17 protein-coding genes are annotated in these 23,329 nt (G+C 67.9%); 13 read left to right on the top strand and 4 right to left on the bottom strand.

Annotation, left to right across the window (positions count from 1 at the left end):
• The first annotated feature begins 52 nt into the window (after positions 1–52).
• Both WS51_RS17395 and WS51_RS17400 read left to right on the top strand, forming a co-directional pair.
• Positions 53–1,225 carry a Gfo/Idh/MocA family protein gene (locus tag WS51_RS17395; protein ID WP_069229519.1) on the top strand — a complete coding sequence of 391 codons (1,173 nt, stop codon included), beginning with the start codon at positions 53–55 and terminating at the stop codon, positions 1,223–1,225.
• 294 nt (positions 1,226–1,519) lie between these two features.
• Complete coding sequence (locus WS51_RS17400; RefSeq protein WP_059503042.1) at positions 1,520–2,404, top strand: MurR/RpiR family transcriptional regulator; 885 nt, start codon at positions 1,520–1,522, stop codon at positions 2,402–2,404.
• 63 nt (positions 2,405–2,467) lie between these two features.
• Here WS51_RS17400 and WS51_RS17405 read toward each other — a convergent pair whose 3' ends face one another.
• A complete protein-coding gene (locus tag WS51_RS17405) occupies positions 2,468–3,988 on the bottom strand; it encodes a CoA-acylating methylmalonate-semialdehyde dehydrogenase (RefSeq protein WP_059448278.1) in 1,521 nt (506 codons plus the stop codon).
• 108 nt (positions 3,989–4,096) lie between these two features.
• On the opposite strand from WS51_RS17405, the gene WS51_RS17410 reads away from it, so the two are divergent.
• From WS51_RS17410 to WS51_RS17440, 7 genes are all read left to right on the top strand, one after another.
• Positions 4,097–5,032: a LysR family transcriptional regulator gene (locus WS51_RS17410; RefSeq protein WP_059448279.1), complete on the top strand. Its 936-nt coding sequence runs from the start codon at positions 4,097–4,099 to the stop codon at positions 5,030–5,032.
• A gap of 99 nt (positions 5,033–5,131) precedes the next feature.
• Positions 5,132–5,359, top strand: a complete 228-nt coding sequence (locus WS51_RS17415; RefSeq protein ID WP_006753156.1) for a sulfurtransferase TusA family protein — start codon at positions 5,132–5,134, stop codon at positions 5,357–5,359.
• A gap of 228 nt (positions 5,360–5,587) precedes the next feature.
• The gene (locus WS51_RS17420; RefSeq protein ID WP_059503046.1) at positions 5,588–6,046 is read left to right on the top strand and encodes a hypothetical protein; all 459 of its coding nucleotides are present in this window, start codon (positions 5,588–5,590) and stop codon (positions 6,044–6,046) included.
• Between the two features lie 263 nt (positions 6,047–6,309).
• On the top strand, positions 6,310–7,014 hold the full coding sequence (locus tag WS51_RS17425; RefSeq protein WP_006402120.1) for a response regulator transcription factor: 705 nt from the start codon (positions 6,310–6,312) through the stop codon (positions 7,012–7,014).
• On the top strand, positions 7,011–8,372 hold the full coding sequence (locus tag WS51_RS17430) for a FecR family protein (RefSeq protein ID WP_069229520.1): 1,362 nt from the start codon (positions 7,011–7,013) through the stop codon (positions 8,370–8,372). Before WS51_RS17425 ends, WS51_RS17430 begins: the two co-directional genes overlap by 4 nt.
• 10 nt (positions 8,373–8,382) lie before the next feature.
• Positions 8,383–10,770, top strand: a complete 2,388-nt coding sequence (locus WS51_RS17435; protein ID WP_069229521.1) for a CHASE2 domain-containing protein — start codon at positions 8,383–8,385, stop codon at positions 10,768–10,770.
• A gap of 37 nt (positions 10,771–10,807) precedes the next feature.
• Entirely contained in the window at positions 10,808–11,422 is a 615-nt protein-coding gene (locus WS51_RS17440) for a DUF4136 domain-containing protein (RefSeq protein WP_069229522.1), read from the top strand.
• A 59-nt stretch (positions 11,423–11,481) separates the two neighbouring features.
• On the opposite strand, the gene galU is transcribed toward WS51_RS17440, so the two are convergent.
• Both galU and WS51_RS17450 read right to left on the bottom strand, forming a co-directional pair.
• A complete protein-coding gene (gene galU / locus WS51_RS17445; RefSeq protein WP_059448284.1) occupies positions 11,482–12,366 on the bottom strand; it encodes a UTP--glucose-1-phosphate uridylyltransferase GalU in 885 nt (294 codons plus the stop codon).
• 87 nt (positions 12,367–12,453) lie between these two features.
• Positions 12,454–15,321: a valine--tRNA ligase gene (locus WS51_RS17450; protein WP_069229523.1), complete on the bottom strand. Its 2,868-nt coding sequence runs from the start codon at positions 15,319–15,321 to the stop codon at positions 12,454–12,456.
• 213 nt (positions 15,322–15,534) lie between these two features.
• On the opposite strand from WS51_RS17450, the gene WS51_RS17455 reads away from it, so the two are divergent.
• Together WS51_RS17455 and WS51_RS17460 are read left to right on the top strand one after the other, a co-directional pair.
• Complete coding sequence (locus tag WS51_RS17455; RefSeq protein ID WP_059769411.1) at positions 15,535–17,898, top strand: UvrD-helicase domain-containing protein; 2,364 nt, start codon at positions 15,535–15,537, stop codon at positions 17,896–17,898.
• The gene (locus WS51_RS17460; RefSeq protein WP_059545121.1) at positions 17,895–18,692 is read left to right on the top strand and encodes a 5'-methylthioadenosine/adenosylhomocysteine nucleosidase; all 798 of its coding nucleotides are present in this window, start codon (positions 17,895–17,897) and stop codon (positions 18,690–18,692) included. Before WS51_RS17455 ends, WS51_RS17460 begins: the two co-directional genes overlap by 4 nt.
• 64 nt (positions 18,693–18,756) lie before the next feature.
• Here the strand turns inward: WS51_RS17460 and WS51_RS17465 are convergent, their stop codons facing one another.
• A complete protein-coding gene (locus tag WS51_RS17465) occupies positions 18,757–19,995 on the bottom strand; it encodes an MFS transporter (RefSeq protein WP_060339258.1) in 1,239 nt (412 codons plus the stop codon).
• A 407-nt stretch (positions 19,996–20,402) separates the two neighbouring features.
• On the opposite strand from WS51_RS17465, the gene WS51_RS17470 reads away from it, so the two are divergent.
• Both WS51_RS17470 and WS51_RS17475 read left to right on the top strand, forming a co-directional pair.
• A complete protein-coding gene (locus WS51_RS17470) occupies positions 20,403–22,076 on the top strand; it encodes a methyl-accepting chemotaxis protein (protein ID WP_069229524.1) in 1,674 nt (557 codons plus the stop codon).
• Between the two features lie 194 nt (positions 22,077–22,270).
• Positions 22,271–23,299 (top strand): EpsG family protein, encoded by a 1,029-nt coding sequence (locus tag WS51_RS17475; RefSeq protein WP_069229525.1) that lies wholly within the window; start codon positions 22,271–22,273, stop codon positions 23,297–23,299.
• The last annotated feature ends 30 nt before the right edge of the window (positions 23,300–23,329 follow it).

A 23,329-nucleotide genomic window follows, 5' to 3' on the forward strand; every position in this document is an offset into this window, starting at 1 on the left:
TCGGTACTTCTGAATATATGAAAATCTGAACACGGACAGGAACACGACAATCATGATCGACGGACAGATTCTGCTCGGACATTCGATTCCCTGGGGCATGGTCGGCGGCGGGCTCGGCAGCCAGATCGGCTACAGCCATCGATCGGCCGCATTGCGCGACGGCAGTTTCCGGCTGGTTGCCGGCGCGTTCGACATCGATGCCGAACGAGGGCGGCAGTTCGGCGTGAAGCTGGGCGTCGACGCCGAGCGCTGCTATCCCGACTACCGGACGATGTTCGAGGCCGAGGCGAAGCGCGCCGACGGCATTCGCGCGGTGTCGATCGCGACACCGAACAACACGCACTTCGAGATCTGCCGCGCGGCGCTGAACGCCGGGCTGCACGTGATCTGCGAGAAACCGCTGTGCTTCACGACCGAGGAGGCCGAGGCGCTGGCGCGGCTTTCGATCGAGAAGAACCGCATCGTCGGCGTCGCGTATGGCTATTCAGGTCACCAGATGATCGAGCAGGCGCACGAGATGATCGCGCGCGGCGATCTGGGCGAAATCCGCATCGTGCAGATGCAGTTCGCGCACGGTTTCCACAGCGAGGGCGTCGAGGCCGCGAGCGCGGCAGCGCGCTGGCGCGTCGACCCGAAGTTCGCGGGCCCGAGCTACGTGCTCGGCGACATCGGCACGCACCCGCTGTACATCTCGGAAGTGATGGCGCCCGAGCTGAAGATACGCCGGCTGATGTGCTCGCGGCAAAGCTTCGTGAAGAGCCGCGCGCCGCTCGAGGACAACGCGTTCACGATCATGGAATACGACACCGGTGCGATCGGCTACGTATGGTCGAGCGCCGTGAACGCAGGCTCGATGCACGGGCAGAAGGTGCGCGTGATCGGCTCGAAGGCGAGCGTCGAATGGTGGGACGAACATCCGAACCAGTTGCGCTACGAGATCCAGGGACAACCCGCGCAGGTGCTCGATCGCGGCATGGGCTATCTGCATCCGCACGCGTTGCGTGAGGACCGCATCGGCGCCGGGCACCCGGAGGGGCTGTTCGAAGCATGGTCGAACCTGTACGCGCGCTTCGCACTCGCGATGGATGCGGCCGATCGCGGCGATGCGCAGGCACTGAAGCAAATCCGTTTTCCGGATGTGCATGCCGGCGTCGAGGGCGTGCGCTGGGTCGAGAACTGCGTGCGCTCCGCCGATGCGGGCGGCGTGTGGGTCGACTATCGTTGAGCCACGGCTGGCCGGTGCGCGCCATCGGCCAGCGGCGGCGGCCACCGGCGTTGCGTTCGCGTCCGCGTCGGTAAACGTCCCGATCTTTACGGCACGGCGAGAGCGTTGGAAAATCGTTTCAGTATCGCCGTGGAGCGTGTGCAGGTGATGATCGAGCGCGTGGGAGCGAGCGTGCGGCGCGGTCCGTGCCGCAAACGTGATTAAATTCGCCCTTCATGCATCCATACAGGTGAGTCCCGGGCGGCGTGCGTCGGCGTCGCGCGCGCATCGGGGCCGTCAACTTCGCGCTATCCGATGAGTTCATCCGAGAAACCTCCCGCCACCGTCGAGCAGTTCCTGCAGCATCTGACGCAGGAGTACGATGGCCTCAGCAATCGCCTGAAGGTAATTGCGCGTCACGTGGAAACGCATCGGGACCAGCTTGGGCTAGAAGGCATCCAGTCGCTTGCGGAGGCGTGCGGGGTGCAGCCGTCGGCCGTCGTGCGGTTCGCGAAGCATTTCGGCTTCTCCGGCTTCTCCGAGATGCAGCGCCTGTTCCGCGAGGGCCTGGCCCAGCAGATCGCGCCGGGCCGCGCGTACAACCTGCGAGTGCGCGACGTGATCGAATCGGGGTCGTCCAGCCTGCAGCCCGAGCAGATCGCCGACGAATTCATCAAGGGCAGCATTGCCGGGATGCAGCAGTTGCGGCAGACGCTCGACCCGCAGGCGCTCGCGCAGGCCGTCGACCTGCTCGCCGACACGCAGGCGATCTGGATCGCCGGCTCGCGCCGCGCGTTTCCGATCGCCGTCTATCTCGACTACGCGCTGCAGCACACCGACAAGCGCATCGGCCTGTTCAGTGCGCTCGGCAGCATGCATCTGGGGCAGATCCGCTCGGTGCGCGAGGGCGACGTGATGATCGTGATCTCGTTCATGCCGTATGCGGAAGAGACGGTGCAGGTCGCGCAGCAGGCCGCGCAGCGCGGTGCGCGCCTGATCGCGATCACCGACAGCCGGATGAGCCCGCTCGCGCGCGAGGCCGAGGTGACGCTGATGGTGCAGGACAGCGCGACGTTCGGGTTCCGCGCGCTGACCGCGACGATGGGTCTCGCGCAGAGCCTGTTCGTCGCGCTCGCATACCGCCTCGAGCTGTCGTATCTGCCCACCGCCGACGGCGCCCACGGCACGAAGGCCGGCTGACGCCGGCGTTGCGCATGCGTGCCGCCCGCCGGTAGTTCCGGCAGGCGGGCTTGCCCATCGCGCTTACTTCGCGGTCGGCATCGCGAACTCGGCGCCCTTGCCGATGCTCGATGCCCAGCGCTGCATCACCGACTTCTGGCGCGTATAGAAGCGCACGCCTTCCTCGCCGTACGCGTGCATGTCGCCGAACAGGCTCTTCTTCCAGCCGCCGAAGCCGTGCCATGCCATCGGCACGGGAATTGGCACGTTGATGCCCACCATGCCGACCTGGATGCGCCGCGCGAATTCGCGCGCGATGCCGCCGTCGCTCGTGAAGCACGACACGCCGTTGCCGAACTCGTGCGCGTTGATCAGGTCGACCGCTTCGCCGAAGTCCTTCACGCGCACGCAGCCGAGCACGGGCCCGAAGATTTCTTCCTTGTAGATGCGCATGTCGGGCGTCACATGATCGAACAGCGTGCCGCCGGTGAAGAAGCCCGCTTCGCGGCCCGGCACGCGCAACCCGCGCCCGTCGACCACCAGTTGCGCGCCTTCGCTGACGCCTTGCTCGATATAGCCTTCGATGCGCTTGAGCGCGTCGCCGGTGACGATCGGACCCATCTCGACTTCCGGCGACATCCCGTCGCCGATCACCAGCTTGCGCGCGCGCTCGGCGACCGCCGGCACGATCCTGTCGGCCACGTCGCCGACCAGCACCGCGATGCTGATCGCCATGCAGCGTTCGCCCGCCGAGCCATACGCCGCGCCGATCAGCGCGTCGACCGCCTGCTCGATGTTCGCGTCGGGCATCACGACGAGGTGGTTCTTCGCGCCGCCGAGCGCCTGCACGCGCTTGCCCGACTGCACCGCGCGCTGCTGCACGTAAGCCGCGATCGGCGTCGAGCCGACGAAGCTGACGGCCTGCACGTCCGGATGGTCGAGCAGCGCGTCGACCGCGCCCTTGTCGCCCTGCACGACGTTGAACACGCCGGCGGGCAGGCCGGCCTGCGTCAGCAGGTCTGCCATGAACAGCGCCGCCGACGGGTCGCGTTCGCTCGGCTTCAGCACGAAGGTATTGCCGGTCGCGAGCGCGACCGGGAACATCCAGCACGGCACCATGCAGGGGAAGTTGAACGGCGTGATCCCGGCGACGACGCCGAGCGGCTGGCGCATCGTCCAGTTGTCGATGCCGGTGCTGACCTGGTCGGTGAAGTCGCCCTTGAGCAGTTGCGGCACGCCGCACGCGAATTCGATGATGTCGATGCCGCGCGCGACTTCGCCCTGCGCGTCGGAGAACACCTTGCCGTGCTCGGCCGTGATGATCGCCGCGAGCGTGTCGCGGTGCTCGTTCATCAACTGCAGGAAGCGGTGCAGCACGCGTGCGCGGCGGATCGGCGGCGTGTCGGCCCAGGCCGGGAATGCGGCGCGGGCGGACGCGACGGCCTGCTGTACCTCGTCGTCGCCGGCGAGCGCGACGCGGCGCACCGCGCGGCCGAGCGCCGGATTGAAGACGTCCTGGAAGCGGCCGCTGCGGCCGGCAACGGGCGCGCCGTCGACATAGTGGCCGACGTCGGCGTCGGACGTGTAGGCGGGAACCGGGTTCATCGTGTCTCCTGAGATTGGGGGCGAACGGAACCTAGTCTAGGCAAAGCGGCGGGGCGGGAGAAGCTCGCGCAACTTGATTCACTGTTCAGAATTCTGAATAATCGACGAATGAATCAGCAAAATGTCCAGGCGCTCTGGCCGCATATTCATTCGCTGACGGTGCTGGCGGCCGCAGGCAGTTTCACGGCCGCCGCGCAGCGGCTCGGCATCAGCAAGGCCGCGATGAGCCAGCGCATCGCCGATCTCGAGAAGGCGGCCGGCGTGCCGCTGGTGCGGCGCACGACCCGCAGCGTGCGGCTCACCGACGCGGGGCAGACGCTGGTCGACAGCACGCGCGACGCATTCGAATCGATCGGCCAGCAGTTCGCGCGCGTGAAGGACCTGGCCGGCGAACCGCGCGGGCTGCTGCGCGTGACTGCGCCCGTCGCGCTGGGGCGCCAGCAGATCGTGCCGCACTTGCCCGATTTCCTGCGGCAGCATCCGGGCGTGCATATCGAACTCGACCTGTCCGACCGGCTGCATTCGCTGACGCAGGAGGGTTTCGACCTCGCGATCCGCCATACGACGACCGCGCCGCAAACCCACGTCGCGTGGAAGCTGTGCGACACGCGTTCATTGCTGGTGGCCAGCCGGGACTACCTCGATGCGCGCGGCACGCCGCGCCACCCGGGCGAACTGGTCGACCACAGCTGCCTGTGCTACCTGCGCGACAACGAACCGGCGGCCTGGAGCTTCGAGCCGCACGGCCGTCGGCGCGAGCGCGTGAGCGTGCCCGTGCGCGGCAGTTTCGCGGCGAACAACAGCGAGGCGATGCGCGAGGCCGCGCTCGGCGGGCTCGGCATCGCGCTGCTGCCGGATTTCAGCGCGCGGCGCGATCTCGACGCCGGCCGGCTCGTCGCGCTGCTCGATGGCTGGCGACCGTCGGGCGCGTTCGGCGACCACATCTTCGCGATCCGCCCATACAGCGCGGTCGTGCCGAGCGCGGCGCGCGCGCTCGTGCGGCACCTGCGCGAGCGGCTCGCGGGCGGCTTCTCGGCTGCCTGACGGGCGAGGGCGGCCGCTCGGGCGGCGCTGGTCGCGCTGCGGTAAAATCGCCGCTTCCTCCCGCGCCCGCGTGGCGCGTCATTCGAAGGTCGAAAGCCGATGCAGATTCACAAGGAAGTGGACGCGCGCGGGCTCAATTGCCCGTTGCCGATCCTGCGCGCCAAGAAAGCGCTCGCCGATATGGAGAGCGGGCAGATCCTCAAGGTGCTCGCGACCGATCCGGGCTCGCAGCGCGATTTCGCCGCGTTCGCGAAGCAGACGGGCAACGAGATCGTCGAAGTCACCACCCAGGACAAAACGTTCGTGTTCCTGATGCGCCGCCGCTGACGGTCCGCATCACGCGCCGCTTGCGGCCCCCGCACGGGCAGCGCCCGTCGCGGCCCGGCCGCGTCTTCTCCGCACCTCTGACAATTCTTAAACCTCGTCGCACGGCCGGCTGCGTATACTGGCCCGGCCGGTCGTCCGTCTCGGATCGACGCGCCGGCCACGGTACGTCATACGAGGCTGGCACGGGGGCCATGCCTGACGCTGCCGTCGTACAAACGGGGAGAGGACATGTCCTTCAGACCAGGGACCATTCGAAGTCCGTCCGCAGCGGAATGCATCGCGCCCGCACGCGTGGCGGGGTTGAGCCGGATCGAGCTCGACCCGCAACAGGACAGGCACGCGCGTGCCGCGCTGGAGGCGTATGCCGATTCGGCCGCGGCCGAGATGCCGTGGCTGGCCGAATCGCTCGACGAACGGCTGCGCGGCGCCGCGCAGGACGAAGGCGCGGGCCTGACGTATTGCGGTGCAACGATCGAGCGCGTGTTCGATCTCGCGCAGGCATGGGCGGCGAGCCAGCCCGACTATGCAGCGCCCGCTTGGGAGCGCGTGCGCGGCCAACTGGCGCGGATGTTGGGGCAGGGGCAGCCCATGCCGCGACGGCCGCAGGCGCTTGCGGGCGCGCGGTTGCGGCGACTGTCGGCCGATGACGCGACCGAGCCGGTGGCCGGCGAGACAGGCGCCGACTAGGCGCGCGATCACGCGGCGGGAAGGATTATTCGAATAAAGGACCGTAGTCCGCGCAATTTCTTGGCGAATTTCATACTACTATGATGAAATCGTCGGTTCGTCCGTGCCCCGTTTTTGAGATATGTTGCCGGGGTGCCGTGCGGCGCAGCTCGCGTGCTCGGCCAACGACGGCTCGCCGGCCGGTGTCGAAGGCCGCGTGCGTGCCGCGCGGGGTGAGCGCGGGGAGCTGAACTGGACGAATCGATTTCGATTTGCGGGGTGCTATGAGAATTGCTGTACTGGATGACGACCCGGCCCAGACGGATTTCGTCAGTCAAACGCTGACGGCCGCTGGCCACACATGCTATGCGTTCAAGGAAGGCAAGGCCCTGAAGAAGCGTCTGCAACGCGAGACGTTCGATCTGCTCGTGCTCGACTGGAACGTGCCGGACATGTCCGGCGAGGAAGTGCTCAAGTGGGTGCGTGCGAACCAGACCGAGCACAGCCTGCCGATCATCTTCATGACGAGCCGCGACGACGAGGCGGGGATCACGCAGATCCTCAACGCCGGCGCCGACGATTACGTGGTCAAGCCCGTGTCGGGCCCGATCCTGCGCGCGCGCATCGGCTCGCTGCTGCGCCGCGCGTATCCGGTGAACGCGGAGGCGACCGTTCGCGAGTTCGACCAGTTCCGCTTCGACGTGAACCTGAAACAGGCGTATGTCGGCGACAAGGCCGTGAGCCTCACGCAGAAGGAATTCGAACTCGCGCTGCTGCTGTTCCAGCACCTCGACCGGCCGCTGTCGCGTGCGCACATTCTCGATCTCGTGTGGAAGCAGGCGACCGACATTCCGTCGCGCACGATGGACACGCACATCTCGATGCTGCGCACGAAGCTCGGCCTGCGTCCGGAAAACGGCTACCGCCTCGCGCCGATCTACGGCTACGGCTACCGGCTCGAGCGGGTCGGCCAGGGAGAACCGGAGTGACCCGGAGAACCACGCAGCGCACGGCGCGCTTGTGCACGGCTGCGCTGCACGCGGCGTGCGCAGTTGCGTTCGCATTCGCGGCACGGCAGGCCGCCGCGCAACCGCCCGCCGCCGTGGGCAAGACGGTCGTCTACCGCACGCATGCCGGCGACACGCTATACGACGTCGCCGCGCGCTACCTGCAGGGCGCGGACGACTGGCAGCTGTTGCAGCAGATCAACGGCGTGCCTGCGCCGAAGCGCCTGCAGCCCGGCGTCGCGCTGAAGCTGCCCGTCGCGCGCCTGCGCAGGGAAACGCTGACCGCGCGCGTCGTCGCGGTGCAGGGCACGGTCGAGCGCGCGTCCGGCGCCGCGTATGCGCCGCTCGTGAGCGATGCGACGCTCACCGAGGGCGATCGCGTACGCACCGGCGGGAACGGCTTCCTGACCCTCGAACTGGCCGACGGCACGCACATGAGCCTGCCGCCCGACAGTCAGCTGGCCCTGAAGACGTTGCGCCGCACCGTGCTGACCGGCACGCTCGATCGCGAATTCGAGCTGACGCGCGGCTCGGTCGACAGCGAGGTCACGCATCTGAAGAAGCGCGACGACCGCTTCCAGATCCGCTCGCCGTCGGTCGTCGCCGGCGTGCGCGGCACGCGGTTCCGCGTGAACTACGACGCCGCCGGCAACGCCGCCACGCGCGTCGAGGTGCTCGACGGTACCGTCGGCGTCGCGGGCAAGCAGCAGCCGGCCGATCCGACGCTCGTGCATGCGAACTTCGGCAGCGTCTCGACGTCGTCCGGCGCGGTGGGCGCACCCGTGCAACTGTTGCCGGCACCCGCGCTCACGCATCCCGACAAGGTGCAGGACGAGTCCGACCTCACGTTCGACATCGTGCCGCTCGAGCGGGCGCACGCGTATCACCTGCAACTCGCGCGCGATGCGGGCATGCTCGAACTGTTCAGCGAAACGCGCACCGTTTCGTCGCGCGCGGTATTCCGCGAGGTGCCGAACGGGACGTACTTCGTCCGGATTTCCGCGATCGACGACAACGGCCTCGAAGGCATGCCGCACATTTACGCGTTCGAGCGGCGCCTGATGGGGCTCGATGCGACCGCGTCGCCCGGCCCGAACGGCTATGAGTTCCGCTGGTCGCCGAATGGCGCGGGCAAGGACGCGCGTTACCGGTTCGTGCTGTCGCGCTCGAAGGACCTGAGCGCGCCGGTCGTCGACCAGATGGGCCTGCAGGCACGGCGGATCACGGTCGCGCACCTGCCGCCCGGCGACTACTACTGGGCGGTGACGGTCGAGGAGTTCGAGGGCGGCAAGTTCTACCAGAAGACGAGTCCGGTCAGCGCGTTCACGTTGTCGCGCTGACCCGCGGCGCATGAAAACCGACTCCGTTTCCCCGCGGCGGCGCCTCGGCCGCCGCTTCCTGATCGAATGGATCGCGATCGGCTGCCTCGGGATCGCGGTGATCCTCGCGTGCGCGTTCGGCCGGTTCTCGTCGAGCGTCGACGGGCTCATCTACGATCGGCTGCTGATGCTGCGCAGCCTGCCGTTGTCGCCCGACGTCGTCGTCGTCGATATCGACAACCAGAGCGTGTCCGCGCTCGGCCGCTGGCCGTGGCCGCGCAGCGTGCACGCTCGGCTGCTCGACACGCTGGCGCGTGCGAAGCCGGCCGCGGTCGTCTACGACGTGCTGTTTACCGAGCAGTCGCCGGAGGATCGCGCGTTCGCGGATGCAATGACCCATGTGCCGACCTTCCTGCCCGTATTGCTGAGCCCCGAGCAGGCGGACGGCACGCGCACCGTCGATCCGCCGGTGGCGGAGCTGGCGGCGCGCACGATGGGCCTCGGCCACATCAATCTCGAAGTCGATCCCGACGGTATCGTGCGCAGCGTCGCGCTGTTCGAAAGCGACGGGCGCGTGCGCTGGCCGCAACTGATGGTGCCCGTCTTTCGGGCGATTCAGGCCGGCCGGCTGCACCCGGTCGGCGGTGTGCCCGGCGCAAATGCGCACGACCTGTCGCGCGACGCGAGCGGCGAGGGCCGCTACCTGATCCCGTTTAGCCGCAATACGCCCGCGTATCCGACGCTGTCGTTCGACGATGTGCTCGAAGGGCGCGTGAAACCCGACGCGCTGCGCGGCAAGATCGTCGTCGTCGGCGTCACCGCATCGGGCCTCTACGACCGCTTCGCGACGCCGGTGTCGGGCGATTTCGGCCCGCTTGCCGGCGTGTACATCCACGCGAACGTGCTCGACATGCTGGCCACCGGCAGCGCGATCCTGCCCGCGTCTCGTGCGTGGATCTTCGCCGCATCGCTGCTGCCGCTCGCCGTGCTGCTGGGCGGCTTCCTGATGCTGTCGCCGTGGCGTGCGCTGCTGCTGACGCTGAGCCTGGCCGCGCTGTCCGTCGTCGCCAGCATGGCGCTGCTGTTCGAGGCGCGCGTGTGGCTGTCGCCCGCGCCGGCGATCTTCGGGCTGATCGCCGTCTACCCGATCTGGAACTGGCGGCGCCTGGAAATGACGATGTCGTACCTGCGCCGCGAGCTGCAGCGGCTTGCCGACGAGCCGCACCTGCTGCCCGAGGCGCCGCGCACGCGCAGCGTCGGCGGCGACGTGCTCGAGCGGCAGATGGCGCTGATGGCACAGGCCGCGCAGCGCGTGCAGGACATGAAGCGCTTCGTATGGGACAGTCTCGACAGCATGCCGGAGCCGATCTTCGTCACCGACCTGGCCGGCACCGTGCTGATCGCGAACCATGCGGCGAAGCGCTACGGCGCGCGCCTCGCGCTGCCGGTGCCGGAAGGGCGGCCGCTGCGCGCCGCGCTCGGCGAGCTGACTTTCATGAAGACCGTCGACGGCAACGCCGAGCACGACGTCACGATCCGCGAACACTGGCCGGACGCGCTCGATCCGACGCTCGGCGCCGAAGACGAAGCGATGGCGCGCGGCATCGAGGTGCGCGATCGCGACGGGCTCGACCATCTGTTACGCTACGCCCCGTGTACCAATGCGCAGGGGCACGTGACCGGCTGGATTGCCGGGCTCGTCGACGTGACCGAGCTGCACGCGGCCGAGCGGCAGCGCGAGGAGGCGCTGCACCTGCTGTCGCACGACATGCGCTCGCCGCAGTCGTCGATCCTCGCGCTCGTCGAGATCGAGCGCGATCGCGTCGAAACCGACGCGATGCGCGGGCTGCTCGCGCGCATCGAGCGGTACGCGCACCGGGCGCTGTCGCTGGCCGACGAGTTCGTGCAGCTGGCGCGCGCGGAGTCGCAGGCGTATCAGCTCGAGCCGACCAGCCTCGTCGACGTGTTGATCGACGCGAGCGACGAAGTCTGGCCGCAGGCGCAGGCCAAGCGCATCCGCATCGAGACCGACGTCGGCACCGGCATGTGCTGGGCGCGTGCCGACCGCTCGCTGATCACGCGCGCATTCGTGAACCTGTTGAACAATGCAGTCAAATACAGTCCGTCCGACACGGTGATCACGTGTACGCTGACGGTCGAGCACGCATCGAAACGGATGTCCTGTACGATTCGCGATCAGGGGTACGGCATCTCGCCGGAAGATCAGCGGCATCTGTTCGAGCGTTTCAAGCGATTCCATGCGGGCGAGCGGCCCGAAATCTCGGGCTCCGGGCTCGGCATGGCATTCGTGAAGACGGTCGTCACGCGCCACGGCGGCAGCGTGACGGTCGACAGCGAAGTGGGTGTCGGCACCGCGGTGACGGTGTCGCTGCCCGCGATCGACGAGCCGTCCGCCTGACAGGGCCGGGCGCGACGGCTGGCATTTGGGGGAAGTCATGAGAAAGGAATGGGCAGCGACCGCGCTGGCGGTGGCGCTGTTGACGGGTTGCGCCGGCGTCACGACCGGCGTGAGCGCGCTCGGGCAGTCGAATGCGTTCGCATCCGGTTCGCACACCTACGATTTCGTTCGCACGGCCGCTCAGTCAGACGATGCCGAGTACCGGCAGATCGAGACGCTCGTGCGCGACGAGCTCGCGCACCGCGGCTTCGACGCGCAGCGTGGCCAGGCTGCGCGCTACCGGCTGTCGATCGCGAACGCGACGCAGCCGGCGTCGGTCGCGGCGACGGCCGACCAGTGCGGCGCGGCAAGCAGTGCGTGCGTGACCGTCGACGGGCCGGCGCCGCTCCCGCTGCCGTTCGCGGGCAAGGTGTACCGCCACGTGCTGACGTTGCGTTTCGTCGATGCGAAGTCGGGCGCCGATGTCTATCGCGTGTCGGCGTCGATGCGCGATCGCGATGCGGGCACGCAGCACGCGGCGCCGACGCTCGTGAAGAGTGCGCTCGCGAAGCTGCCGTTCGAGCAGGGCGACGGCTGGCTCGTGAAGACGAAAAAAGACGACGCGGGCGCAATGCCGGGCGTCGTCTCGGTGAAGTCGGCCGCCGCGCGCTGACGCGCCGGCCGTGAGGCGAGGGCGGGCCGCCGCGCGGGCGGGGCCGGCCCGTGCCGCGTTCAGGCGGCCGGTTGGCCGTTGGCGCGCGCGCGCAGGTACGCGTCGAACTCGGTGCCGACTTCCGGGTGGCGCAGCGCGAACTCGACCGTCGCCTTCAGGTAGCCGAGCTTGCTGCCGCAGTCGTAGCGCGTGCCCTGATACTTGTAGGCCAGCACCTGTTCGTCGGCGAGCAGCGCCTGGATCGCGTCGGTGAGTTGCAGCTCGCCGCCCGCGCCCGGCTTCAGTGCACGCAGGTGCTCGAAGATCCGCGGCTTCAGAATGTAGCGACCGACCACGCCGAGGTTCGACGGCGCGACTTCCGGCGCCGGCTTCTCGACGATCGCCGACATCTTGACGATCGACTCTTCCCACTCCTTGCCGTCGACGATGCCGTACGACTTCGTCTCCGACGGCGGGATCTCTTCCACGCCGATCACCGAGCTGTGATAGTGGTCGAACACGTCGACCATCTGCTTCATCACGGGCGGGTTGCCGTCGAGCAGGTCGTCGGCGAGGATCACCGCGAACGGGTTGTCGGCGACGAGCTTTTCCGCGCACAGCACCGCGTGGCCGAGGCCGAGCGCTTCCGGCTGGCGCACGTAGAAGCAGTCGACGTGGCTCGGCTTGATGCTGCGCACGAGCTCGAGCAGCTTTTCCTTGCCGCGCGCCTCGAGTTCGGCCTCGACCTCGTACGACTTGTCGAAGTGATCCTCGATCGCGCGCTTGCTGCGGCCGGTCACGAAGATCATCTCCGTGATGCCCGCGGCGATCGCTTCCTCGACCGCGTACTGGATCAGCGGCTTGTCGACGACGGGCAGCATTTCCTTCGGGCTTGCCTTCGTTGCCGGGAGGAACCGCGTGCCGAGACCGGCGACGGGGAATACCGCCTTGGTGACTTTCAACATGATCGAACCTTTATTCCTGTAATCGACTTGTCAGACAGTCTATGTTCACGTTCCGATTATAGTGAACGCAAACGACCTTACTGTTTGTTACGCAGGCAACCGATCGAGTTGAGCGCGCAGCTTGTCCAGCGTACTCTGGAATTCGGCGACGCGCTTCTGCTCCTGTTCGACCACGGCGGGCGGCGCTTTCGCGACGAACGCCTCGTTGCCGAGCTTCGCATTGCACTTCGCGATCTCGCCCGTCAGGCGCGCGATTTCCTTCGACAGGCGCTCGCGTTCGGCCGCGACGTCGATCTCCACCTTCAGTACCAGCTTGTTCGGGCCCACGATCGCGATCGGCGCGCCGTGCGCCGCCTGGTCGAGCGTCGCTTCGTCGGCCAGGATCTGCACTTCCGACAGGCGCGCCAGCGCCTGGACGTACGGCGCGAACGAGCGCAGGCGCTCGGCGTCGCCGGCCGCGAGCAGCGGCACCTTGGTCGCCGGCGACAGGTTCATCTCGCCGCGCAGGTTGCGGCATGCGTCGACGATCGCCTTCAGGTCGGCTGCCCATTGTTCGGACACCTCGTCGATCTTCTGCAGGTTCGCGACCGGGTACGCCTGCGTCATCAGCGACGCTTCGCCTTCGCGCTTGCCTTGCGGGTAGCGGCCGGCGAGCGGTGCGACCTTCTGCCAGAGCGCCTCGGTGATGAACGGAATGATCGGGTGTGCGAGGCGCAGCACGGTTTCGAGCACGCGCAGCAGCGTGCGGTGCGTCGCGCGCTGCTGCTCCGGCGTGCCGTTCTGGATCTGCACCTTCGCGAGTTCGAGGTACCAGTCGCAGTACTCGTCCCACACGAACTTGTAGATGCTGGTGGCGATGTTGTCGAAGCGGTAATCGGCAAAGCCCTTCGCGATGTCGGCCTCGGTGCGCTGCAGGAGCGACACGATCCAGCGGTCGGCCGCCGAGAAGTCGAGGTAGCCGCCGGGGCCGCAGTCGCCCGCGCCGCAGACTTCGGGCTTGTCGGCACCGCAGTCGTGGCCTTCGCAGTTCATCAGCACGAAGCGCGTCGCGTTCCACAGCTTGTTGCAGAAATTGCGATAGCCTTCGCAGCGCGCGAGGTCGAAGTTCACGTTGCGGCCGAGCGTCGCCATCGACGCCATCGTGAAGCGCAGCGCGTCGGTGCCGAACGCGGGGATGCCGTCCGGGAATTCCTTGCGCGTCTTCTTCTCGATGGTGGCGGCCTGCTTCGGGTTCATCAGGCCCGTCGTGCGCTTTGCGACCAGTGTTTCGAGGTCGATGCCGTCGACGATGTCGATCGGGTCGAGCGTGTTGCCCTTGCTCTTCGACATCTTCTGGCCTTCCGCGTCGCGCACGAGGCCGTGCACGTAGACGGTATGGAACGGCACCTTGCCGGTGAAGTGCGTCGTCATCATCACCATCCGGGCAACCCAGAAGAAGATGATGTCGAAGCCGGTGACGAGCACCGACGACGGCAGGAAGTGCTTCAGTTCGGGCGTTTCGTTCGGCCAGCCGAGCGACGAGAACGGCACGAGCGCCGACGAGAACCACGTGTCGAGCACGTCCTCGTCGCGCTTGAGCGCGCCGGTGTAGCCCCTGGCGGCGGCCTGCGCGCGCGCCTCTTCCTCGTCGCGCGCGACGAACACTTCGCCGTTCTCGCCGTACCACGCGGGAATCTGATGACCCCACCAGAGCTGGCGCGAGATGCACCAGTCCTGGATGTTCTCGAGCCACTGGTAGTAGGTGGTCGTCCAGTTTTCCGGCACGAACTTGATCTGGCCGTTGCGCACGACGTCGAGCGACGTTTCGGTGATCGACTTGCCCGGGTTGAACGTGCCTTCCGGCGCCGGCTTCGTCATCGCGACGAACCACTGGTCGGTCAGCATCGGCTCGATCACGACACCGGTGCGGTCGCCGCGCGGCACCATCAGCTTGTGCGGCTTCACGGAATCGAGGAAGCCCTGCGCGTCGAGATCGGCGACGATCGCCTTGCGCGCGTCGAAGCGGTCGAGGCCGCGATACTGCTCGGGGCCGTTGTCGTTGATCTTCGCGTCGAGCGTCAGGATCTCGATCGGCGCGAGGTTGTGGCGCAGGCCGACCTGGTAGTCGTTGAAGTCGTGCGCAGGCGTGACCTTCACGACGCCCGTGCCGAACTCGCGGTCGACGTAGTCGTCGGCGATCACCGGGATCTCGCGGCCCGTCAGCGGCAGCGTGACGAGCTTGCCGATCAGGTGCGCGTAGCGCTCGTCTTCCGGATGAACCATCAGCGCGACGTCGCCGAGCATCGTTTCCGGGCGCGTGGTCGCGACGGTCAGCGAACCCGAGCCGTCGACGAGCGGGTAGCGGATGTGCCACAGGTGGCCGTTTTCCTCCTCGCTCGCGACCTCGAGATCCGACACCGCGGTGAGCAGCACCGGATCCCAGTTGACGAGGCGCTTGCCGCGGTAGATCAGGCCCTGTTCGTAGAGCGTGACGAACACGTCGCGCACGGCGGCCGACATCTTGTCGTCCATCGTGAAATACTCGCGCGACCAGTCGGTCGACGCGCCGAGACGGCGCACCTGGCCGGTGATCGTCGAACCGGATTGCTGCTTCCATTCCCACACGCGCTCGACGAATTTCTCGCGGCCGAGGTCATGGCGCGATACGCCCTGCGCATCGAGCTGGCGCTCGACGACGATCTGGGTCGCGATGCCCGCGTGGTCGGTGCCGGGCACCCACAGCGTGTTCTCGCCGAGCATCCGGTGGTAGCGGGCGAGGCCGTCCATGATCGTCTGGTTGAACGCATGGCCCATGTGCAACGTGCCGGTGACGTTCGGCGGCGGCAGCTGGATCGCGAAATCGGGGCGTGCCGGATCGAATGCCGGGGCGGCATAGCCGCGTTTTTCCCACTCCGGCCCCCATTGGGACTCGATGGTGTGGGGCTCGAAACTCTTCGCAAGCGTGCTGTCGCTCATGGTTGGAAATCTGCCGAAAAATGCGTGAATTGGATGCCGAATCTGACAATTATAAATGGATGCACATCGGCCAGCCATCGCTGGCTGGCGCGGGCAGGCCGCGAGGGGCGACGACGCGGGCGGCGGCACGCGGCCGAATCGATCGGAAACGGCATCGCGCGGCCGACTTATAATGGCGGGTCCGCATTTTTCTCGCACGTCCGCTGCCGCTCCATGCCCGATCTGCTCGCCAATCTGAACCCTGAACAATACGCCGCCGTCACGCTGCCGAACGAACCGGCGCTGATCCTCGCGGGGGCGGGCAGCGGCAAGACCCGCGTACTGATCACGCGCATCGCGTGGCTGATTCAGCAGGGCTACGCGTCGCCGGCCACCGTGCTGGCCGTCACCTTCACGAACAAGGCGGCACGCGAGATGATGGCGCGGCTGTCGGCGATGATGCCGATCGACACGCGCGGCATGTGGATCGGCACGTTCCACGGGCTGTGCAACCGGATGCTGCGCACGCACTGGCGCGACGCCGGGCTGCCGCAGACCTTCCAGATCCTCGACACGGCCGACCAGTTGTCGGCGATCAAGCGGCTGATGAAGGCGGCGAACGTCGACGACGAGAAATATCCGCCGAAGAACGTCCAGTACTTCATCAACAACGCGAAGGAGCAGGGGCTGCGTCCCGACAAGGTCGACGCGTCCGACAACTTCAACCGCAAGTTCGTCGAGCTCTACCAGGCGTACGACCAGCAGTGCCAGCGCGAGGGCGTGGTCGACTTCCCCGAGCTGCTGCTGCGCTGCTACGAGCTGCTCGCGTACAACGCGCCGCTGCGCGCGCATTACCAGGCGCGCTTCAGGCACATCCTCGTCGACGAGTTCCAGGACACCAACAAGCTGCAGTACGCGTGGCTCAAGATGCTCGCGGGCGGCGAGAACGCGATCTTCGCGGTCGGCGACGACGACCAGTCGATCTACGCGTTCCGCGGCGCGAACGTCGGCAACATGCGCGACTTCGAAGACGAATTCCGCGTGCGCAACCTGATCAAGCTCGAGCAGAACTACCGGTCGCACGGCAACATCCTCGATGCGGCGAACCAGCTGATCTCGAACAACTCGCATCGCCTCGGCAAGAACCTGCGCACCGACGCCGGCCATGGCGAGCCCGTGCGCGTGTACGAGGCGAGCACCGATGCGCAGGAGGCCGGCTGGATCGTCGAGGAGATCCGCTCGCTCATCAACACCGGCATGTCGCGCAGCGAAGTCGCCGTCCTGTATCGCAGCAACGCGCAGTCGCGCGCGATCGAGCACACGCTGATGACGTCGGGCATCCCGTATCGCGTGTACGGCGGCCTGCGCTTCTTCGAGCGCCAGGAAGTGAAGCACGCGCTCGCGTACCTGCGGCTGATCGACAACCCGAACGACGACACCGCGTTCGTGCGCGTCGTGAATTTCCCGACGCGCGGAATCGGGGCGCGTTCGATCGAGCAGCTCGCGGACGCCGCGCGCCTGTACGACTGCTCGATGGCCGCGGCGATTCCGTACGTCACCGGCAAGGCCGGCACGAGCCTCGGCGCGTTCGCGAACCTGATCGCGAAGATGCGCGCCGACACGCAGCACATGAGCCTGCCGGAGACGGTCGAATACGTCGTGCGCGCGAGCGGCCTCGCCGATTTCTACCAGGGCGAGCGCGAAGGCCAGGACCGCCTCGAGAACTTGCAGGAACTCGTGAACGCGGCCACCGCGTTCGTCAGCGAGGAAGGTTACGGGCTCGATGCGCCGGCCCGCTCGATTCCGCTGCGCGCGGGCGCGATCGCGGCGCCGGAGCTCGGCGTGGACGCGGACGATCCGGCGATCGACGTGCTCGATCCGGCACCGCTCGACGACCCCGCGCAGAATCCCGACACGATGACGCCGCTCGCGGGCTTCCTGTCGCACGCGTCGCTGGAAGCCGGCGACAACCAGGCGCAGGCCGGCCAGGATGCGGTGCAGCTGATGACGGTGCACGCGGCGAAGGGCCTCGAATTCTCGGCCGTGTTCATCACGGGCCTCGAGGAAGGGCTGTTCCCGCACGAGAACAGCGTGCTCGAATCGGACGGTCTCGAGGAAGAGCGCCGGCTGATGTACGTCGCGATCACGCGCGCGAAGGAGCGGCTCTACCTGTCGTTCGCGCAGAGCCGGATGCTGCATGGCCAGACGCGCTACAACGTGCGCTCGCGCTTCTTCGACGAATTGCCGGAGCACGTGCTGAAGTGGCTCACGCCGAAGGTCGAGGCGGGCTCGCGCTGGGGCGGGCGCTCGGACAACGCCGGCTGGGGGCGCGACTGGTTCGCGCGGCCGGGCGGCGGCAGTCGCGAGCAGGTCGTCGACGCGGCGGTCACCGCGCCGCTGCCGGCGTTCGCGAACAAGCAGCGCGCGGCCGACACCGGCTTTCGCATCGGCCAGCAGGTGTTCCATACCAAGTTCGGCGAGGGGACGGTCACCGCGCTCGAAGGCAACGGCGCCGACGCGAAGGCGCAGGTGAAGTTCAAACGGCACGGCGAGAAATGGCTCGCGCTGGCGGTCGCGAAACTGCAGGCGGTGGAATGATGAGCATCGACATGGTTCAGGCGGTTTCGACGCGCCCGCTCGGCATTCTGGCCGCGCTGCCCGAGGAGCTCGGCGACCTGATCGCCGCGATGCGCGCCGAAGGCGCGATGAAGACGATCACGCTCGGCCGCCGCGATTATCACGTCGGCACCGTGCATGGCGCGGCCTGCGTCGTCACGCTCGCGCGGGTCGGCAAGGTCGCGGCCGCCGCGACGGTCAGCGCGCTGATTCATGTGTTCGGCGTGTCCGGCATCGTGTTCACGGGCGTCGCCGGCGGCGTGTCGCGCACGGTGCGCGTCGGCGACGTCGTCGTTGCCGATCTGCTGCTGCAGCACGATCTCGATGCATCGCCGCTGTTTCCGCGCTACGAGGTGCCGTTGCTCGGCATCACGCGGTTCGCGACCGATGCCGTGCTGACGGCTCGTCTGAAGGCCGCGTGCACGCTGTTCGTCGCCGAGGAAGGCGCGCAGTTCGCCGAGCGCTTCGGGCTGGCCGGCTCGACGCTGCACGGCGGGCTGATCATCAGCGGCGACCGCTTCGTGTCGAGCGAGCGCGAAGTCGTCGCGCTGCGCGAAGCGTTGCCGGACGCGCTCGCGGTCGAGATGGAAGGGGCGGCGATCGCGCAGGTGTGTGCCGAGCACGACGTGCCGTTCGCCATCGTGCGCACGATCTCCGATACGGCCGACGATCATGCGACGCAGTCGTTCTCGCACTTCCTGTCGGCGATCGCGAGCAGCTATTCGTCCGGCATCCTCAAGCGTTTCCTGACGCTGCATGCGACGACGGCGGCCTGAAGCCGCCGTCGCACACTTTCCCATCGATCCGACCGGCCGCGGCACGCATGCCGCGGCCGGTTCGTCACGCCTTGTTGCGCCGGCTGCTTTCGAGGTTCGGCAGGAACACCGTCAGCACGCCGATCAGCGGCAGGAACGAGCACACCTTGTAGACGAACGCGATGCTCGTCGCATCGGCGAGCTGGCCGAGCACGGCGGCACCGACGCCGCCCAGGCCGAACGCGAAGCCGAAGAACAGGCCCGCGACCATCCCGACCTTGCCGGGCATCAGCTCCGTCGCGTAGACAAGGATCGCGGCGAATGCCGACGCCAGCACGACGCCGATGATCACGCTCAGCACGCTCGTCCAGAACAGGTTCGCGTACGGCAGCAGCAGCGTGAACGGCGCGACGCCGAGAATCGACACCCAGATCACGTACTTGCGGCCGATCCGGTCGCCGACCGGCCCGCCGATCAGCGTACCGGCCGCGACTGCCGCGAGGAACACGAACAGGTGGATCTGCGCGGCCTGCACCGACAGGTGGAACTTGTCGATCAGGTAGAACGTGAAATAACTGTTGATGCTCGCGAGGTAGAAATACTTCGAGAACACCAGCAGCACCAGCACGCCGATCGCGGCGAGCACGCGGGCCTGCGACAGCGTCGGATGGCCGGCCGCCGCCGCCTTTTTCTTCATCGACGGATGCTTCTTGTACCAGTGGCCGATCTGCGTGAGCACGACCATCGCGACGAGCGCCGCCGCCGAGAACCACGCGATGCTGTGCTGGCCGTGCGGAATGATCACCAGCGCGGCGAGCAGCGGCCCGAGTGCCGAACCAGCGTTGCCGCCGACCTGGAACAGCGACTGCGCGAGCCCGTGCTGGCCGCCTGACGCCATCCGCGCGACGCGCGACGATTCCGGATGGAACACCGACGAGCCGCAGCCGACCAGCGCCGCCGCCACCAGCAGCATCGGGAAGTTCTGCGCGACCGACATCAGCAGCAACCCGGCAAGGGTGAAGCCCATCCCGACCGGCAGCGAATACGGCTTCGGCCGCTTGTCCGTGTACAGGCCGACGAGCGGCTGCAGCAGCGACGCCGTGATCTGGTAGGTCAGCGTGATCAGGCCGATCTGCGCGAACGACAGCGCGAACTGGCTCTTGAGCATCGGATAGATCGCGAGGATCAACGACTGGATCATGTCGTTGAGCATGTGCGAGAAGCTGATCGCGCCGAGCACGGGGTAGACGGTACGCGGAGCGGGCGGGACAGACGGCTGGGCTGCGGCGGTTGCGCCGGCGCCCGTATCGAGGCTGGTTTCCATGTGAGCTGAGCGAGTTGAGGTGATGGGACGCGCTCTGATGGGGATCGGCGCGTTCGAATCGTTGTTGCGTCAAAGAAGTGTAATGTGGCGGATCGAGAATGTCAGGCCAACTTTTGTCGCGATTCGGACATTGCTGTGACGATTCGGCCATGACGCCGTTTTTTGGCCGGGTATAACGCTGCGGCGCGCCTGTTATTCGCGGCGCGTGCGGCCGGATCGGTGTTTGCCCGGACTCAAGGCGCGCCGCGGGCGGCCGTAGAAGGACGCAACGACAACACAGGGGCGCCTGCGTGCGGCACGGCCACGAGCCGGCCCGGCGCAGCGCGCGCGGCATGGCGGGCCATCGCGGGAATGCCGGCTGCCGGAACCGACCTTTCCGGCGGCATGATCAATACGGGGATATATCGATGAAAGCAGCTTCATTGCATCCGCGGCCGGATGCGGCCGTCGCCGCATCCGACGCAGTCGCCAGGCCCGCCGCACGGCGCGCGCGCGCAGCGCGGCGCGAACGCCGGCCGTGGACGGTCAAGGCGACCTTGCGCGCCGCGTTCGCGATCCTGCTGGCCGGCACGCTCGCGATCGGCGTGTTTTCGTTGTGGCAGATCAGCCGCCTGAACGCGTCGATTGCGTCGGTCTACGAGCAGGGGCACGTCGCGAGCCGGGCGGCGGAGGAAGTGCGCGCCGAGGTGCTGCGCGCGAGCCGCGCACAGAAGATGCTGCTGACCGCGACCACCGCGAAGGAACGCGACGATCTGGGCGCCGAGGTCGGCGCCGGGCTCGCGTCAATCGGCCAGGCGCTCGCGACGCTGCAGCGTTACGCGGATCCGGCCGATGCGGACGATTCCGCGCGACTGCGCGCGTTCGCGATGGCGGTCGGCACGTGGAGCGGCCATCTGCGCGATTTCGTCACGCTCGTGCAGGCGCAGCCGCTCGACCTGTCGCAGATGAACTGGCAGGTCGGCACGCAGGACGTGTCGCTGCTGGTCGAGACCGGCAAGCTCGAGAAACTCGTCGCGATGCTCGTGAAGACGCGCGGCGCGAAGTCGAAGGCGACGCTCGATGCGTCCGCAACGATCTTCTCGTCATCGTTCGCGATGATCGCGGCGATGACGGCCGCGCTGATCGTGCTCGCGATCGCAATTGCCGAAGGCGTCGTGCGCCGCCTGGCGTCGCAACTCGGCGGCGAGCCGGCCGACGCGAAGGCGATCGCCGCCGACATCGCGCGCGGCGACCTCACGAGACCGATAACGCTCGCCCGGCACGACCGTGACAGCATGGTGCGTGCGCTGTACGACATGCAGACCGGGCTCGCGGCGACCGTCGGCGAGATCGCCGTCAGCGCCGAGGCGATCGCGGCCGCGTCCGGCGAGATATCGACCGGCAACCTGGACCTGTCGCGGCGCACCGAGCAGCAGGCCGTCGCGCTGGAACGCACGGCGGCCAGCATGGAGCAGCTCACGTCGACCGTGCGGCAGAACGCCGAGAATGCGCGCCAGGCGAGCGCGCTCGCGGCCAATGCGTCGGCCGTCGCGGAGGCGGGCGGCGAAGTCGTCGGGCGCGTGGTCGCGACGATGAGCGAGATCGACGACAGCGCGAAGAACATTCGCGACATCATCGGCACGATCGAGGGGATCGCGTTCCAGACCAACATTCTCGCGTTGAACGCCGCGGTCGAGGCCGCGCGCGCGGGCGAACAGGGGCGCGGTTTCTCGGTGGTCGCGGGCGAGGTGCGGCTGCTCGCGCAGCGCGCGGCGACCGCGGCGAAGGAGATTCGTACGCTGATCGGCGCGTCGGTCGAGCGCGTCGCGAACGGCGCGGCGCTCGCACACGATGCGGGCCGCACGATGGACGACGTGGTGCGGGCAGTCAAGCGCGTGACCGACATCATCGGCGAGATCTCCGCGGCATCGGACGAGCAGAGCGCGGGAATCGACGAAATCGGCCGCGCCGTCACGCAAATGGATGCCGGCACGCAGCAGAATGCGGCGCTCGTCGAACAGGCGGCCGCCGCAGCGAATGCGCTCGACGAGCAGGCGCAAGCACTCAAGTCGCTGGTCGGACGCTTTCGCATCGCGGCCTGAGCGTCGTTTCATCCCGCTCCGTCGCGCGCCGCCTGCGCCACGCAGGCCGGCGGCGCGCTGTCGATCCGTGACAAACCCGGCGGTCGGCCCGCGCGCAATCCCTTACAATGCGCGTCCACATAGCTGGGGGCCAGAACCCGCGGCGCGCCCGTACCGACTCCTCGGTGCGACGGCACGCCAGCCGGGTCACGACAATGACGATTACGATTTACCTGACGGGATACCTGTGGATGCTCGCGTCCGCCGCGATCGGCATGCGCACGCGCGTGGCCGCGTGGCGATGGCTCGCGGCGGGCATCGCGCCGGCCGCCGCGTTCGCCTTGCTGCGGGGCAGGACCGGCACCGACACGGCGATCTACCACGACATCATCGCCGGCATCTGGAGCGGCAATCTGAAGGTCGTGCCGCGCACGCTGGAACCGGGTTTCGTCTGGCTCGTGCGCGCGCTCGGGTGGCTCGGGCACGAGCCGTACGTCGCGATGGCGATTCTGTCGCTGCTGGTCGTCGTCGCATGCGTCACCGCGTTCGGCCGCAGCGCCGAGGACGCATGCGTGTTCGCCACGCTGATCTTTCCGCTGTTCTTCTACGACATGGCGATGAGCGGCCTGCGCTACGGCATCGCGTTCTGTGTCGCGAAGCTCGCGTCGGACGCGTGGGCGCGCAGACGGCACGGCGTGTCGTTCGCATTGGCTGCGGCGGCGACCAGCATGCACGTGTCGGCGGTGCTTCTGGTCGTGCTGCTGCAGATCCGACGGTTGCACCGGCTGCGCTACGCGGGGCTGGCGCTCGCGATCGGCGGCGTGCTGTTCGCGATGCATCACGATGCACTGCTCGCGAAGGTCGGCCTGTACGCGGCGTTCACGCCGCCTGCGCAGATGTCGGGCGGCGCGCCGCTCGCGCTTGCGCTGCTGACGCTCGCGGCCGCCTGGATGCTGCTCGCGCGGATGCCGCGCACGCTCGTATTCCTGTTCGTTTGCGAGATTGCGAGCTTCGCGCTCGCCAGAGTCAGCTACGCGGGGCTGCGCTTCCAGTGGCTCGTGCTGTTCGCGATGGGCTGTCAGTTCGTGCCGCTGCAGCACGTGCCGGGCATCCGGCGCCGGCACGTGATCGTCGTGCTGGTGGTGATCGGCGCCATCGGTTTCGCGATGCGGCTGCGCAACATGCTCGGCGAATACGGGCTCGGGCCGTCGCCGTTCCTGCCTTACCGGTTTTTCTGGGAGTGACGCGGCCGGGCGGGGCGTCGCCCGGCCGTC

It is taken from the genome of Burkholderia territorii, assembly GCF_001718335.1.
Taxonomy (GTDB): Bacteria; Pseudomonadota; Gammaproteobacteria; order Burkholderiales; family Burkholderiaceae; genus Burkholderia; species Burkholderia territorii.